Source organism: Streptomyces ipomoeae 91-03, from assembly GCF_000317595.1.
GTDB lineage: Bacteria > Actinomycetota > Actinomycetes > Streptomycetales > Streptomycetaceae > Streptomyces > Streptomyces ipomoeae.
The window spans coordinates 1-14,646 of the sequence record NZ_AEJC01000474.1 but is presented as its reverse complement, the minus strand read 5'-3'; the positions used below and the strand labels follow the sequence as shown (position 1 = coordinate 14,646).

Genomic DNA, 14,646 nt, shown 5'->3' with positions numbered 1-14,646 from the left:
GCGGCCATGCTGCCGCGTTGCCGCTCTGCCGCGCGCACAACTACGTTGTCCGCCTGGCCTTCAGGCCGGCCAGGACGCGGACGGATCGTCGAGCCAGGCGTACGTGCCCCTCTCGTCGACGGTGAGACCGAACCGTTCGAAGCCGGGCTCGCCCCGTTCCTTCCACCAGCCACGGGCCGCCTCCGTCTCGTCCCACAACCGGCGTGGTCCGCCTTGGTGGACGATCGAGGCGGGTTCCCCGTCGCGGAAGATCACACAGGCCCAGGAACGGTCGGACAGCCCGTACAACCACACCGGCCGCACCCCGTCCCGCTTGTCCGCCACCGCGCACAGACACGCGGGGACGCGGAGCCCGAGGGCGAAGCGAAGGGGGTCGAACGGACCTCGCACGAAGTCGACTTCCGTGAGTGTGGTCGATGATCGGTCGCCTCCGGAGACGCCCTCGGCGGGCATGTAGTCGTCGTGCCGTGGCCAGGCCCGGCGCTGCGCGCGCAGCTTCATGAACTCCACGGGTCCGGTGAAGCGGCCGGAGGCCCTCGTCCCGTCAGCGGCGACGACGAGCCGGGCCACGGCGTCCTCCCGCCCGTAGTCCGTTCCCCAGGGGACGACGATCAGCCCACCGGGCCGTGTCTGCCGCACCCACGCGTACGGAATCCGCCGCAGCCCGCAGGTGGCGATGATCCGGTCGTACGGGGCTCCGGCGGCGTGGCCGAGGAGTCCGTCCCCCGTGATCACCTCGACCGGCAGCCCGAACCGCCGCAGTGCCGTACGGGCCGTGGCCGCCACGCCGCCGTCGACCTCCACGGTGACGACGTTGCCGGGGCCGACCCGGTGGGCGAGCAGGGCCGCATTGTAGCCCGTACCGGTGCCGATCTCCAGCACACGGTGACCGGGATGAACGTCCAGGTCGGCGAGCATGGAGCGGACAACGCTGGGCATGCTCGCCGAACTGGTGGCCAGGCGACCGGGGTTGAGGCCATCGCCCTCCCCGTCGTCCCACTGCGTGACGATGGGCACGTCGGCATCCGCGTACGCCCGCCACGCCTCGGGATCGTCCGCCTTGCACACGGTGACACCGCGTCCCGTATCCATGTCGAACGGCCACATCACATCGGGCAGAAACGCCGATCGGGGCACGGCACGGAAGGCATCCGTCCACTCCGCCCCGCCCACGTTGGCCATGGTCACCCCTCTACCCGATCATCCTGGGCCCACCGTCCGGCGACGGCGGCTCAGGCGGAACCGGCCAGGGCTCACCCGGCAGCGGATCGCCACCGCCCCCACCACCCTCGCCGCCGCCTCCACCACCGGTGACGGTCAACTCCTGGATCACCGCTCCTCCTTCGTAGTCACTCAGCCCGCTCCACGAGGGCGAACGACGTACACACCCGCCGAAAGCCCCCGTGTTCCGTCCTACCGGTGTGCCGCATGCAGTCGAGGTCCACGGCCGCGCCGTCCGTGGACGGGGTCGCCGTCCAGTCGCAGTTCAGGCACTCGGCCTCGAACGTGACGTCGGTGTCCGGGTGCTGTCTGATCCGGTGGGTCACGAAGCGCAGTACGGAACGTGTCACCGCCGCCTCTTCCGTGTCCGGTGCGGGTGGTTCCGGATCTCGACGTCGGCGTCGGTCGCGGCGGAGAGGTCCCCACGATCCCGGGCGACCTGCCACCGCCGGCCGAGCTCGGCGCAGGTGTCGCAGCCGGGGGCCGGCTTCGGGGGTGGGTTGGGGAGGGTCAGGTGGACGGGCGGGGAGAGGGTCGTTTGCTGCATGGGATGAGGGTGGGGTGGGGAGAGTGGGCGACTCAAGCAATGTGCAGAAATGTGCAACTAGGCTTGCTGCTTGGTGTGTTGGCCAAAAGGTGTCATTGACGAGTGGTCTCTGCTTGTGGAATGTGTTGCACACAATCGCACATCTCGTGATCGGAGGCTCACATGCCGCTTACGTTCATCGGGATCGACCCACAGACAAAAGACGAGAAGAGTCCTACGGTGTGGATCGATCAAGAGAAGCAAGAGCTTGTACTCCAGGGATACAAGCCGGACCCCGAAGTCGAGGCCGAGTGCGCGGCGTGGGAGGTGCCTGGACATGCGAAGGGCATCCCTGACGACGAGGCAGTGATCCGTATTCCGGCGAGGATGGTGCACATGATCAGGGAGGCGTGCGATGCCGTCGAGCGCTCAACCGTTCAGTGAGCTGATCGCAGGTTGCACACGCTCGGCTGTGCACCTGGAGATGCGTGACGTCTACGGGGTGGACAGCGAGAAGGAGCAGTTCGAGGCCTGGCGTAACGGGTTCCGCGTCGATCCGACCGACCGCGAGGCCTGGTGGCGGCCTTGGCTGGACCTCATCCAGGAGACCGTTGCGCGCGGGGTGGTCGTACGCCGGGCTCGGATCGTGTCCGAGCCGGTCACCGACTACATCCGATTCGAGCACTCGGACACGTTCACCAACGTCGAGGCCGGGGAGCAAGTGCGATGGTTGCCGCGTCGCCGCGCCTCGGACATCGCTCTGCCGGGCAACGACTTCTGGCTGTTCGACGATCGGCTGATCCGATGGAACCATTTCACCGGGGACGGTGCCTCGGCAGGGCATGAGATCTCAGATGACCCGGCAGCTGCCAAGCTGTGTGCCGAGGCGTTCGAGGCCGTATGGGCTCGGGCCATTCCGCACGACCAGTACGAGATCCGCTGACGAACAGCGCTAGTAGGCCAGTTCATGCCCGTTTCCCCGTCTTCTTCCGCTCAGGCCGCGCGCGAGGCCGTCGCCCGACGGCTGCGGGACCTCCGGAAGGAGGCGGGGCTGACGGTCGTCGAGCTGGCCAACTTGTGTGGGTGGCACCATTCCAAGACATCTCGCATCGAGAACGCGCTGACCGGCCCTACAGCCAAGGACATCCGGGCGTGGTGCGCCGCTGTTCGAACGGAGGACCAGGCGCAGGACCTCATCGCTCAGTCCCTGAATGCCGAAACGATGTACCGGGAGTGGCGTCACCAGGTTCGCAGCGGACTCAAACACCTCCAGGAAAGCGGGGTGCAGTTCTACCGCGACACCCGTCTCCTCCGCGTGTACTCGTCCATGCTGGTACCCGGGCTGCTCCAGACCGAGGGCTATGCCAAAGCCGTGCTCGGTATCGCCGCTCGGGATCACGATCTCCCCGTGGACGACAGCGCCGAAGCCGCACGTGCCCGAGTCGAGCGCTCGCGCGTCATCCATGAACCAGGACACCGGTTCGTCTTCCTCATCGAGGAGGCCGTCCTCCGCTACCAACTCGGCGATTCGGAAGTGATGGCCGCCCAACTGGGCTACTTGCTCACCGCAGGTGCGCTGCCGGCTGTCTCGCTCGGCATCATTCCGATGGCAACGCGCGAGCGGACGCGATGGCCCGAAGAAACCTTCCACATCTACGACGACACTCTCGTGACGGTGGAGTTGGTGTCGGCCAGCGTAAGAATCACCCAGCCGTCCGAGATCGCCATGTACGCCAGGGCGTTCGAGGAACTGCGCCGCATGGCCGTGTACGGCCCCGAAGCGCGCCCCCTGATCCTCAAGGCCATCGACGCCCTCGGCTGACCCGCCGCGCTACCGGTTGCCCTTTATCGAGGCGAGCAGGGCGTGCAGGGCGGCCGGGGCCGGGGTCAGGACCGTGGTGGGGTGGTCGCTTTCGCGGAGGTGTATCGCGGTCGGGGCGGCGGCTATTTCGACGCAGGCGTTGTCGGCGTCGGCTGCGGAGAACGAGGACTTCTGCCAGTGGAGAGTGGGCAACACGGGAGACCTTTCACAGTTCCTTGGCGATACGACGGATGAGGTCGAGGGAAGCGTCCTGCGTCAGAGCGGCGTTGTCGATGCGTTCGAGGCGGGTTCGGCAGCGTTGCAGCCGAGCGGGTGCGTCGGTGAACACGGCGCCCTGGGGGGTGTCGGTCTGCACGGTGTCCAGCTGTGGGACGACACCGCCGACGTACTGCATGGCCAAACCGGCCCCGGCGAAGCCGTCGGCGGTGAACGGGACCACGCGGATGGTGACGGTCTCCTGCTCCGATGCACTCAGGAGGTGTTCGAGTTGGGAGCGGGTGACCTTGGAGCCGCCGACACGCATACGCAGTGCGGCCTCGTGGACGATCGCGTCGTAGGGCGTTCCGGAAGCGAGAATCTGCTGCCGCCGCATCCGGAACTCGACGCGCGTCTCGCGCTCGCTCTCGGGGAGGCGCGGGTCCAGGTAGAGGGAAGTCGATCGCACGTACTCCTCGGTTTGCAGTAACCCCGGGACAGAGACGGCTTCAAACACGCGGATGTACGAGGCATGGTGCTCCAGCTCGGCGATGTCCAGCGCCCGGGGCGGCATGAGACCGCGGAACTTCACCCACCAGCTCCTGCGCGATGGGTTCGCCATCTCGACCAAGGCGTCCACGAGTTGGGCGTCGTGGCAGCCGTAGAACCCGGTGAGGCGACGCAGCCGCTCCTCGCTGATACCGAACCGTCCGGCCTCGATGTGGCTGATCTGGGTCTGGTTCGTGCCCAGGAACGCGGCGGCGTCACGGGACTCGATACCCGAGGCGTCGCGCAGTCTGCGCAACTCCGCGCCCAGGCGTACCTGGCGTGCGGTCGGGTTGGGCCTCGCCGGCATGTCGTCCTCCTTGTGATCCCTGCCGAGTCTGCCGCTTCGCGAGGCCAACTCGCACATGTTGGGCGCAATCGACGGGATCGGTTGATTCGCCTCAGCCTGAGGCGCTACGGTCATCGTGTCATCACGGAGGGTGGCCGAGTGGTCACCTCTCCGTCAACTTCTCCCTGCCCAAAGCCCGTTGGCAGCGCCACCCCGGTCCGTCGACACCCGGGGCGAAGGACAGCAACGCGGCCGGTGGCCTCCGCCAACCATCAACCGCCGTACCCCACAACGGAGTGGATGCCCCATGCCCCAATACGACCCCGTATCCGTATCCGCACCCGCCCTCGTCTCCACCCCCACCCCCACCACTTACGCCCTCTTCTGCCCGTCCCACGACACCTCCCCCTCCATCGCCCGCGACTTCGTCGCCACCGTTCTCCGGGCGCGCAGACTGGACTCACTCGTGGACGCGGCGACCCTCTGCACCTCCGAGCTCGTCACCAACGCCTGTACGCACGCGAAGGGCGGGGACTCGGCGTTGTGGCTGGCCGTGGGGGCGCGGAGCGTACGGGTGTTCGTGTTCGACGGGGACGAGAATCCGCCGGTGATAAGGGAGTTGGGTGCGGACGTCTGGGGTGAGGGCGGGCGGGGGCTGCAGCTCGTGCACGCGCTCACCGAGGGGCGTTGGGGCATCGCCCCAGCTGTACCGCACGGGCTGCCCTACCCGGACGGCAAGGCGGTGTGGTTCGACCTCGGCGCGCCGGGATGGGTGTGAGGGGAAAACCTCCGCCCACAGGCTGTGGACAACAGTGCGAGGGTCAGCAGTGCGGCGACGGGGGCCACCAGAGATACGTCACCCCGACCACCCCGGAGACGCCCTGCGGGGGCCGAACGGGCCCACCCCGCTCGGCCCCCGGTCAGGCGCCGGCGCGTCAGCGCATCGCGCTTCTTGCCCTTGCACGCTCCCCGCGCTTGTTGACGAGTTCCACGCGCAGGCCGTCGGCGTGTGAGGCGTTCCTCGGGGTGAGGACGTACGGACCGAAGACCGACTGCTTCGGCGGGACGTACCCCTCGGGGACGCCGGTCTCCACGAGGTAGTACGCGCCGACCGGCAGTGAGCCGAAGGCGCAGCGCCCGGTGCCGGAGGTGGCGCAGCGGTGGACGAACCTGTCCTTCTTCCGGCCGTAGCGCTGGAGGCCGGGAACGCGGTCGGTGTCCTGCCACAGTTCGAAGACCGCGCCGGCGAGCGGCTTGCCGGTCTTCTCGTCGAGCTTGAGGAGGGTCAGCCGGATGGACTTGGTCAGACCGGCGTCGACGGTGTGGTTCACATGGCCGGGGTCGCCGACGTAGACCGTGGTGCGGCCGTGCGTGTCGACGTCGGAGTCGATCGCGCGGTTCGAACGGGCTTCCTTCACCGTCCACCTGAGCGAGGACAGGCTCGTGCGGCCGGGCAGCGTGTCCGGGTCGACGCCGCTGAAGCCGAAGGTGGCCTTGTAGGTGGTGTTCGGCTTCAGGCCGTCCTCGGCGCCGAAGGAGTACTCGCCGTCGGCGTCCGTGTACGTGACCAGGTTCGGGCCGGACGACGTCGGGTCGAGCGTCACCTTCACACGGCTGATCGGCGGCTCGGACGGGTCCTGGACGCCGTTGCCGTCGGTGTCGAACCAGACCCGGTTGCCGATCTGCACGGGCGCCTGGTCGCAGACCATCTCCAGATCGGCGAGCCCGTTGGCCTTGCCGAAGAGGCCGGCCGACGAGAGTGACGTCGGCTGGAGCCTGATGCCGCCGTCGATGGACCCGGTCTCGGCGGCCCGGCGGCGTACGCCCTGTTCGAACGGGTGGCGGTTAAACGGGTCGTAGACCGTGCTCCACAGCCTCTTGCGGTGCGGCTGGAGAACCGTGCCGCCCTGTGTGACCTGGTGCTGCTGGGCGTCCGAGAGGACGGTGAGGTCGTTGTGGAACTCACCTCCGCCCGGGCCGAGGCCGTTGCCCGGCAGGGCGCCGTTCAGCGGACCGCAGCTGCCGTTCCTCTCCAGGGCGTAGCCGCCACCGTGCTGCTCGCAGGCGCGCAGCACGTCACCGGCGGCGATCGCGCGCATCAGCGACGTCGTGGAGTTGTACGCGTAGGTCGCGTTGCCCTGCATGTCGGCGAAGCGGTCCCGGTAGCCGAGGATCAGGTCGCCGTCGTCGGCGATCTCCAGGTTGGACAGGATCGGCTGCGGCGCGGAGGCGAACCGACGGCCGCCCGGCTCGAAGATCGTGGGGACGCGCTCGTTCCACGCCTCCCACATGGCGCTCAGGGTGCCGCCCGCGGTCGACGGAACGCCGCAGGGGGAGCCGCTGGTCGGCCGGTACGCGCACCCGCGCGGGTAGTCCAGCCGATGCCGGAAGATCTCGTCGAACGCGCCCCACTTGAACTCGTAGACGTGCGCGCTCAGCTTCGACGGGTCGCCGTACGGGACCCGCACGGTCGTGTTCTCGGCGCCGCACACCCCGCCCACGAGCACCCGCTTGCCGCGCACCCCGATGCCGTACGGGTGCCACTGGCCCTCGCAGCCGTTCGGCTTCGGCACGGTGTACGACGACAAGGTGCCGGGTCTGACCGAGTCGCCGGTGCCGTGGATCGGCACCCGGTACAGCTTGGAGTCGTTGAGGTTGACCGCGTACAGCGTCCTGCCGTCGCCGGAGACATCGACGTCGCCCAGTCCCTCACGGCCGACCCTGCGGTAGATCCGGTTGTCGTTGAGGTAGTTGTTCGTCGAGTCGTGCCGGGTCAGCGTGCCCGGCAGCGTGACGAAGGGGGAGACCTTGTCCGTGCCGTCGTTGTAGCGGTAGATCGCGTTGACCGCGCCCCGCGGACCGTACTCCGTGTGCCGCTTGACCGACGTGCCCAGGTACTTGTTGCCCGTACGGTCGACGCCGATGCCGAACACCGCCCGCTGCTCGGTGTTGTCGGTCAGCCGGGCGGGCCTGGGGCCGGGCCAGGTGGCGCCGAAGTCGCTCGGGAACCGCGTCAGGCCCTGCTCCCCCCTCACATCACCCTTGGCGAGGGAACAGCTGACCAGGTCCGGGTTCTCCTGGCAGTACTCGCCGGGCTTCCAGAAGCCGGTGGTGTAGATGGTGTTCCGGTTGCCGGAGACATCCACGAAGCCGACGTTGCCGCGGATGACGTCCGCACCGCCGCCGAGGCCCGCGACCGCGGGCTGGAGGTCGGCGGGGTCGGGGTTGTACACCTGGACGCGGTACCTGCCGCCCCGCAGCCGGGACGCCGCCGGGGTGAACAGGGCGTGGCCGAACCGGTTCGTCGTCCTGGTCAGCACGGTGCCGCGGTCGTCGGTCAGGGTGATCCGCACGCCGCGCAGGCCCGTCTCCAGCGGGTAGTCGTACCGCCCGTCGGCGTCCACCTCGTCGACCACCCGTACGGTCACGGTGCCGTCCCCGGGGGCCCTGCCCTCGCCGATGCGGTCGACCGCCGGTACGGCCGCGCCCGCGAGCACGACCACCACCGCCGTCGTGACGGCCAGAGCCAGACCCACACCCCCCGGTGTTCTTCGCTTCACCACGTCCCTCATTTCCCGATGTCCGCCGAGGCGACGGAGCCCGGTGCCCGAAGCCGACCTCTGCGTTCATATGAAGCACAAAGTGCGACTAATCGGGCCGAATGGGATGTGACACCGCGTCAGGATCATCAGGACGGATCAGTGCGAGGGTGTCGTCGGTCTCAGGCGAGCGGGTCCGCCAGTGACTGTTCCGCCCAGATGACCTTGCCCTCCGGGAGGAAACGGGTGCCCCAGCGTTGGGTGAACTGGGAGATGAGGAACAGGCCCCGGCCGCCCTCGTCGGTGGTGCGCGGGTGGCGCAGATGGGGAGCCGTGGGGCCGCCGTCGAACACCTCGCAGATCAGCGTGCGTTCGAGGATGAGCCGGAGCCGGATGGGCCCGGCGGCGTGGCGGATGGCGTTGGTGACGAGTTCGCTGACGATCAGTTCGGTGGTGAACGCCAGCTCGTCGATCCCCCACGCGCCGAGTTGCCGGGTGGTGGTCTTGCGGGCCTCGGCGACCATCACCGGGTCGGCCGGCAGGTCCCAGCAGGCGACCCGGTGGTCGGGCAGCCGCCGGGTGCGGGCGAGGAGGACGGCGACGTCGTCGGTGGGGCGGGCCGGGGCGAGGGCGTCGAGGACCCGCTGGGCGAGGCGGTCGAGGGACGGCTCCGGCCGGGCGAGGGCACGGCGCAGCGCCTCCGGGGAGGACTCCGCGAGCAGCCCGTCGGTGTACAGGGCGATCACCGTACCGGCGGGCAGGGTCAGCTCCAGCGTCTCGAAGGGCCGCCCGTCGACGCCGAGCGACGGCCCCTCGGGCAGGTCGGGACACGTGACCGTGCCGTCGGGGGCGACCAGGGCCGGGGTGAAGCTGCCCGCGGCGGCCATGGAGCACGCGCCGGACACCGGGTCGTGGACGACGTACAGACAGCGCGCCCCGACCGTCTCGATGCTGCCCGCGCCCGGCTCGCCGCCCTCCTGCCGTGCCGACTTGGCGACCATGTCGTCGAGGTGGGCGAGTATCTCGTCCGGCGGCAGATCGAGGTCGGCGAGGGTGCGTACGGCCGTACGGAGGCGGCCCATCGCGGCGGCGCCGTCGATGCCGTGGCCCGCGACCTCGCCGACGACGAGGGCGACCCGGGCGCCGGAGAGCGGGATGACGTCGTACCAGTCGCCGCCGACGCCGGTCAGTTCGTCGGCGGGCCGGTAGCGGACGGCGACCTCGGCCGCGTCCTGCTCGGGCAGCCGGCGCGGCAGCAGGCTGCGCTGGAGGACGAGGGCGGCGTCGCGCTCACGCGTGTACCGGCGGGCGTTGTCGACGCAGACGGCGGCGCGGCTCACCAACTCCTCGGCCAGACCCAGGTCGACCGCGTCGAAGGGGTCCTGGCGGTCGTGCCGGAAGAACGTGGTGATGCCGAGCGTGATGCCACGCGCCCGGATCGGCACGATCATCACACTGTCCAGCCCCAGCGCCTCGACGGGCAGCGCCCGCCCGCCCGGCACGGCCTTGGCCCACTCCGCCGACAGCGGGTCCAGCCTCGGCTCCGACCACGACCGCCCGCTCACCAGCGCCCGTACCGGGGGCGACCCGGCCGCGTACGAGGCGATGTCGCCGATCTCCACGACGGCCTCCGGTACCCCGTCGTGGACGGACTGCTGGGCGCAGCGCCGCAGCGACACCGCCCCCGTGCCCGGATCGCCGGGCGGCGCCGGCTCGGCACCGCGCGGCACCGAGTCCAGCAGGTCGACGGTCACGAAGTCGGCGAGCGCCGGTACGACGACATCCGCCAGCTCCTGCGCCGTGCGCTGGACATCGAGGGTGCGGCCGATCTGCTCCCCGGCCCGGTCCAGCAGGGCGAGCCGGGTGCGGGCGCGGTGCCGCTCCGACACGTCCACCACCGTGTAGTAGACGCCGATCGGGCGCCCCTGGTCGTCCTCCAGCCGCGTGAACGACATCGCGTGCGCGGTCTCGCGGTGCGGCGCCGACCGGACCCGGCCCACGTGCTCGTAGTCGAGCACGGGCTCACCGGTCTCCAGCACCTTCCGCATCTGCGCCTCGATGCGCTCCGCGTCGAGCCCCGGCTGCACCTCCGCGAGCCTGTGCCCCACCCGCTCGTGCGCCCGCCCGCCCCCGAACCGCTCCAACGCCGCGTTCGACCACACGAACCGCAGATCCGTGTCCACGACCGCGATCCCGAGCGGCGCCCACGTCGTCATCCGCTCCAGCACCGTACGGCTCATGTCCCAGCCGGGGGCCTCGCTGGCGTCGGAGACGAGGGCGATCCAGTGGGTGGGGGTGGTGGGGTGGGTCGGGGTCCGGGTCGGGGCTGGGGTATCGGGGGAGGGGGGCGCGGGTGGGCACGGGGGCTCGTACGAGGTCCGTGGGTTCTCGTACGGGGGCGTGCTGTGCCGGGGTTGCGGGCTTCCGGTGGTCCGGGCGGGCGGCCACGCGCCCGTCTCCCGGGTCGGCGAAGGCCCGACCCCGGGTGTGGACGCGGACCTGAACGTGTGCGGCGGCGCCTGCGGGGTGGTGGATCGCGGCGCGTCGGGGTAGCCGGGGTGCGGGGCGGGCCAGGCGGTGCGCCGGGGCGCGGTCGAGGCGGAGCCGTCGGTCTCGGGAACCGAGGGGGCGGAGGAGGCCGCGGGGGCCGAGGAGTTCGCGTCGTGGATCGGCACGACGCGGACCATCACCCTGATCCGCCGGCCGTCGCGGTGGCGTCCGGTGAGGATGCCGGACCAGCCGCCGTGGGCGCGGTGGTTTTCGGCCAGCGCGCCGACGCGCTCGCCTTCCTCGGGGGCGAGGAGCGTACGGACGTCGCGGCCCAGGATCTCGGCCGCCGGATACCCGAAGAGCCGCTCGGCGTCCCGGCTCCAGCTCGTCACGGCCCCGGCCGTGTCGATCAGCAGCGGCGCGACGTCGGCCACGTCGAAGCGCTGGCGGGTGACGGCATTGTTCCTGTCGGTCCCCACGGCGGCCCTCTCTGTCGCTGAGACGCCCTCTGGCCCCATTATTCACCTTGTGTGATCGCAGATAGGCCAACCCGTGATGCCCGGGGCACCCGCCGACACGCCGGGAGGCACCGGACGGCACGCCGGGGGCGCGCCCCGGTATGCGAGACGTCCGCGAGAGACGAGCCGATCGACGGCACACGAGCCGCCAGGATCGGGCGAAAACGGGAGCAAACGTGACGAAGTCGTACACCGGAACCGTGCGAAGTCGCATACGTGAGCGGTGTGAAGCCGTAGGCCGACAAGACACGAAGCCGTACGAGCAGAGGCATTCACGTCCGCCGACCATGCGGCCGTACGCCGGTAACGCGCCCCCGTACGCCCCCTGAGCTCCGGCGTGTTGAACCGGCCACGCGAACCGAAGCCCGACCGCCCCCTCCGCGGGAGGGGTGCGGAGGGGGCGGTGGGTCGGTCGAGTCCTGGGCCTGGGGTGTCCCCGGGTGTCCTTGTGGGTCAGCAGTCGCGGAACTCCGGCGACTGGTTGAGGATCTGGGCGCGCAGGGACGTGAAGCGGGTGTACGTCTCACCGCCGCGCGCCTCCGGCGGGAAGACCGCGACCCGGTGGCAGTTCTGGAAGGCGAGCGCCACACCGAAGTGCCGCTCCAGGCTGCCCCGGATCGCGTCGCTGGACAGCGCCCGCAGCAACTGCCCCCGCTCCTTCTCCGACGGCGGCGGGGTCTGGTTGTCGGCGAACTCGGCGCTTCCGGCGCGCAGTTCACCGACGAGGGAGGCGACCAGCTCGTACGCGTACGGCAGCGACGTACGAACCGTCTCCACGAACTCCTCCTCCCGTATCTCGCCCTTCTCGGCATCGGCGAGCAACTGCGGGGAGACGTCGAGCGACATGGGTGTTCCTGTTCTGTGTGGTGCTTCTGTGCTGTTCGGGGTGGGGCGGGGTTGGGGTGGGGTGGTTCAGAGGGAGCCGGCGGAGGCGAGGGCCTCCGGCCCGTGCCGGAACTCGGGGTCGACCTGGTCGGCGAGGTCGTGGCCGGTGGCGGCGTTGGCCCAGGCGGTGGCGTTGCGGAGGTGGAACTCGACGGCGTGCCGCTGGAAGGCGGCCCAGTCCTTCGTACGAGCGTCGACGGCGGCCTTGAGCTGCTCCAGCGTGTGCAGGTTGTGCGACTCCAACTCGCCCTGCTCACGCCCCTGTTCCTGGGCGCGTACGTACGACGACTGCACGCAGTGCGCGATCAGATCGTCCCCGACGTGCTCCTTGAGGAAGAGCAGGTCGTCCTCGCCGGTGATCTTGTTGCCGACGACGGCGATCGGAATCCCGAACTCGGCGGCGTGCTCCCGGTACTGCCGGTACACGGACACGCTCTTCCGTGTCGGCTCGACGACGAGGAAGGTCATGTCGAACCGCGTGAAGAGACCGGAGGCGAAGGCGTCCGCCCCGGCGGTCATGTCGACGACGACGTACTCGCCGGCTCCGTCGACGAGATGGTTGAGGTACAGCTCCACCGCGCCGAGCTTGGAGTGGTAGCAGGCGACACCGAGGTCGCTCTCGCTGAAGGCACCGGTGACCATGAGGGGAACGTCGCCGACGCGCCGTACGTGTGTGGCGTGGATGTCGTCGTCACCGAGCAGCCGCAGCAGGCGTGAACCCCGGCCGGGCGGGGTCGTCTTGACCATGGCGTCGCGGGAGACGATCCGGGGGTTGGCGCCGCGCAGATAGTCCTTGATCTCAGCGGTACGGGAGCTGAGGGGCGGGGCGCCGAGTTCGTCGTCCTCGTCGAGGCCGAGGGCGTGGGCGAGGTGCTGGTTGATGTCACCGTCGATCGCGACGAGCGGCGCGCCGGAGCGGGCGAGATGCCGGGCGAAGAGCGCGGAGAGGGTGGTCTTGCCGCTGCCGCCCTTGCCTACGAAGGCCACGCGCATGGACGACCACCTCCCGTCGGATACTGGACGGGATTAATGAAAATGGATGTCATGAACGTAGACTCCGGAGTGGGGTGGAGGTTGTCAAATCCGGCCATGGTCAACTCGGGCGAGGGTGGGCCGAGTTGGTGAAGTCCTTACTGTTACCGGCGGTAGCGGAGCAAGAGATTCCCCATGTGCCCCAAATGTGCGACGGACGTGTCCTGTATGTGTGGACGTAGCGGTCGGAGCCTGGCCGAAGCCTGTCTGAAGCCCGGCCGTTCACGCGGCCATTCACCCGGCCGTTCACCCGGCCCGAGCCCGAAGTGCCCGGGCGTTTCCCGAGGTTGACAGCCCTTACTCGGTGGTAAACGATGTGCGCACGCTGTGGCGCATGTGACCAGTGGGCCCGGCGTTTCTTCGACCAACTCACACCCCGGCGCGGCCCTGACGCGGCTTCGTGCTGCCGTCGTGCCACCGCGCCCCGGGTCTCGCACATCTTCAAGTTCGAGAATGGGATCTGCATGTCCATAGCGAGACGTGTCACTGTGCGCCGCCTGCTGGGGACGGGCGCAGCCGCACTCGCCCTGACCGCGGCGGCTTCCGGCTCCGCGTGGGCCACCGGAACGCCCGGTGGCGACGGCTGGGGCAAGAAGAGCTACGTCCCGGGCGAGGGCGCGGGCACGGCCACCGAGACCGACCGCTGCGAGTTCTCCCTGGACGGCGTCAACTTCGCCGACTGGGTCAAGCTCGACGACCAGAACCTCAAGCCCACCGAGGACGGCAAGGTCCACATCAAGGTCCGCGCCGCGTCCGACGCCACGACGTGCACGGTCTCCCTGGCCTCGTACCTGGCCCACGGCCCGACCTTCGCCACCTCGGGCGAGCAGGTCTTCGTCGACTTCGACACGGTCACCGTGAAGCCGGGCGCGACGGACTCCCTGGACATCGCGGTGCCGGACGCGGGCTGCTACGCGCAGATCGACCTGTACCGGGGGAAGGTCAAGTTCGACGGAAAGCTCGACGCGAAGGACGGCTTCGAGCACGGCGACGTCCCCAAGGGCCCCGACCGCCCGGTCATCAAGGACAAGCTGATCGCGGCGTGGAACGGCGGCACGAAGGACTGCACGACGGAGGAGCAACCGCCGGCCGGGGAGAACCCCCCGACGGAGGAGCAGCCGCCGGCCGACGAGAACCCCCCGGCGGAGGAGCAGCCCCCGGGCGACACTCCGGAGTCCGACTCCCCCGAGCCGACCCCGTCCGACTCGACCCCGGCGGCCCCCACCCCGAACGGCGGCGGTGGCGACCTCGCCGAAACGGGCGGCGGCAACACGATCCCGCTCGCGCTCGGCGCGGCGGGCCTGCTGGCAGCGGGCGGTGCGATCTTCGTGGTGACGCGACGCCGGGGCGCGGGGCGCACGGACGCCTGACCCTGGCGCGGGGCTTGTAGACCTGGTGGGGGCCTTGGGGCCTTGGGGCCTTGGGGCCTTGAGGGCTTGGGGGCTGCAGGGCCGGTGGGCCTTGGAGGCTGCGGGGCTGGCGGGGGCTTGGGGCTGCGGGCCTGGTGGGCTTTGGAGGCCGCGGGTCTCGCGGGGGCCTTGGAGGTTGCAGGCCTGGTGGGCCTCGGAGAGCTGTACGTCTGG

General features: G+C 70.1%; 15 protein-coding genes. 5 read left to right on the top strand and 10 right to left on the bottom strand.

All coding sequences use genetic code 11. The annotated features are described in order from the left end of the window. Positions 1 to 60: 60 nt before the first annotated feature. From STRIP9103_RS31030 to STRIP9103_RS31020, 4 genes are read right to left on the bottom strand one after another with little or no spacing between them, the layout of a single operon-like run. Positions 61 to 1,182, bottom strand: a complete 1,122-nt coding sequence (locus tag STRIP9103_RS31030; protein WP_048821312.1) for a methyltransferase domain-containing protein — start codon at positions 1,180 to 1,182, stop codon at positions 61 to 63. 10 nt (positions 1,183 to 1,192) lie between these two features. Further along, on the bottom strand, positions 1,193 to 1,333 hold the full coding sequence (locus STRIP9103_RS50225) for a hypothetical protein (RefSeq protein WP_009327038.1): 141 nt from the start codon (positions 1,331 to 1,333) through the stop codon (positions 1,193 to 1,195). A gap of 16 nt (positions 1,334 to 1,349) precedes the next feature. Further along, positions 1,350 to 1,571: a DUF7848 domain-containing protein gene (locus STRIP9103_RS31025; protein WP_009327044.1), complete on the bottom strand. Its 222-nt coding sequence runs from the start codon at positions 1,569 to 1,571 to the stop codon at positions 1,350 to 1,352. After that, positions 1,568 to 1,768 carry a hypothetical protein gene (locus tag STRIP9103_RS31020; RefSeq protein WP_048821311.1) on the bottom strand — a complete coding sequence of 67 codons (201 nt, stop codon included), beginning with the start codon at positions 1,766 to 1,768 and terminating at the stop codon, positions 1,568 to 1,570. The genes STRIP9103_RS31025 and STRIP9103_RS31020 overlap by 4 nt, the downstream gene beginning before the upstream one ends. A 162-nt stretch (positions 1,769 to 1,930) precedes the next feature. Between STRIP9103_RS31020 and STRIP9103_RS31015 the strand changes: the two genes are divergently transcribed. From STRIP9103_RS31015 to STRIP9103_RS31005, 3 genes are read left to right on the top strand one after another with little or no spacing between them, the layout of a single operon-like run. Beyond that, positions 1,931 to 2,191, top strand: a complete 261-nt coding sequence (locus STRIP9103_RS31015) for a hypothetical protein (RefSeq protein ID WP_048821310.1) — start codon at positions 1,931 to 1,933, stop codon at positions 2,189 to 2,191. Then, the gene (locus tag STRIP9103_RS31010) at positions 2,163 to 2,690 is read left to right on the top strand and encodes a DUF6879 family protein (RefSeq protein ID WP_009327054.1); all 528 of its coding nucleotides are present in this window, start codon (positions 2,163 to 2,165) and stop codon (positions 2,688 to 2,690) included. Before STRIP9103_RS31015 ends, STRIP9103_RS31010 begins: the two co-directional genes overlap by 29 nt. A 24-nt stretch (positions 2,691 to 2,714) precedes the next feature. Then, on the top strand, positions 2,715 to 3,569 hold the full coding sequence (locus STRIP9103_RS31005) for a helix-turn-helix domain-containing protein (RefSeq protein WP_009327046.1): 855 nt from the start codon (positions 2,715 to 2,717) through the stop codon (positions 3,567 to 3,569). Positions 3,570 to 3,578: 9 nt separating this feature from the next. On the opposite strand, the gene STRIP9103_RS31000 is transcribed toward STRIP9103_RS31005, so the two are convergent. Then, a complete protein-coding gene (locus STRIP9103_RS31000; protein ID WP_009327037.1) occupies positions 3,579 to 3,764 on the bottom strand; it encodes a DUF397 domain-containing protein in 186 nt (61 codons plus the stop codon). Between the two features lie 10 nt (positions 3,765 to 3,774). Then, positions 3,775 to 4,620 carry a helix-turn-helix domain-containing protein gene (locus STRIP9103_RS30995; protein ID WP_009327039.1) on the bottom strand — a complete coding sequence of 282 codons (846 nt, stop codon included), beginning with the start codon at positions 4,618 to 4,620 and terminating at the stop codon, positions 3,775 to 3,777. Between the two features lie 286 nt (positions 4,621 to 4,906). Here STRIP9103_RS30995 and STRIP9103_RS30990 point away from each other — a divergent pair, with 286 nt between their 5' ends. Beyond that, positions 4,907 to 5,377, top strand: coding sequence for an ATP-binding protein (locus STRIP9103_RS30990; RefSeq protein ID WP_009327036.1), 471 nt, complete (start codon positions 4,907 to 4,909; stop codon positions 5,375 to 5,377). Positions 5,378 to 5,534: 157 nt separating this feature from the next. Here the strand turns inward: STRIP9103_RS30990 and STRIP9103_RS30985 are convergent, their stop codons facing one another. The 4 genes from STRIP9103_RS30985 to STRIP9103_RS30970 all read right to left on the bottom strand — a co-directional run bounded on the left by STRIP9103_RS30985 (position 5,535) and on the right by STRIP9103_RS30970 (position 13,024). Further along, positions 5,535 to 8,135, bottom strand: coding sequence for an SdrD B-like domain-containing protein (locus STRIP9103_RS30985; protein WP_234022346.1), 2,601 nt, complete (start codon positions 8,133 to 8,135; stop codon positions 5,535 to 5,537). 185 nt (positions 8,136 to 8,320) lie between these two features. Further along, the gene (locus STRIP9103_RS30980) at positions 8,321 to 11,107 is read right to left on the bottom strand and encodes a SpoIIE family protein phosphatase (protein ID WP_009327050.1); all 2,787 of its coding nucleotides are present in this window, start codon (positions 11,105 to 11,107) and stop codon (positions 8,321 to 8,323) included. Between the two features lie 492 nt (positions 11,108 to 11,599). Then, the gene (locus STRIP9103_RS30975; RefSeq protein ID WP_009327055.1) at positions 11,600 to 11,992 is read right to left on the bottom strand and encodes an SCO5389 family protein; all 393 of its coding nucleotides are present in this window, start codon (positions 11,990 to 11,992) and stop codon (positions 11,600 to 11,602) included. A gap of 66 nt (positions 11,993 to 12,058) precedes the next feature. Continuing rightward, the gene (locus STRIP9103_RS30970; RefSeq protein WP_009327042.1) at positions 12,059 to 13,024 is read right to left on the bottom strand and encodes an ATP-binding protein; all 966 of its coding nucleotides are present in this window, start codon (positions 13,022 to 13,024) and stop codon (positions 12,059 to 12,061) included. Positions 13,025 to 13,527: 503 nt separating this feature from the next. Here STRIP9103_RS30970 and STRIP9103_RS30965 point away from each other — a divergent pair. Next, entirely contained in the window at positions 13,528 to 14,433 is a 906-nt protein-coding gene (locus STRIP9103_RS30965; RefSeq protein WP_009327052.1) for an LPXTG cell wall anchor domain-containing protein, read from the top strand. The last annotated feature ends 213 nt before the right edge of the window (positions 14,434 to 14,646 follow it).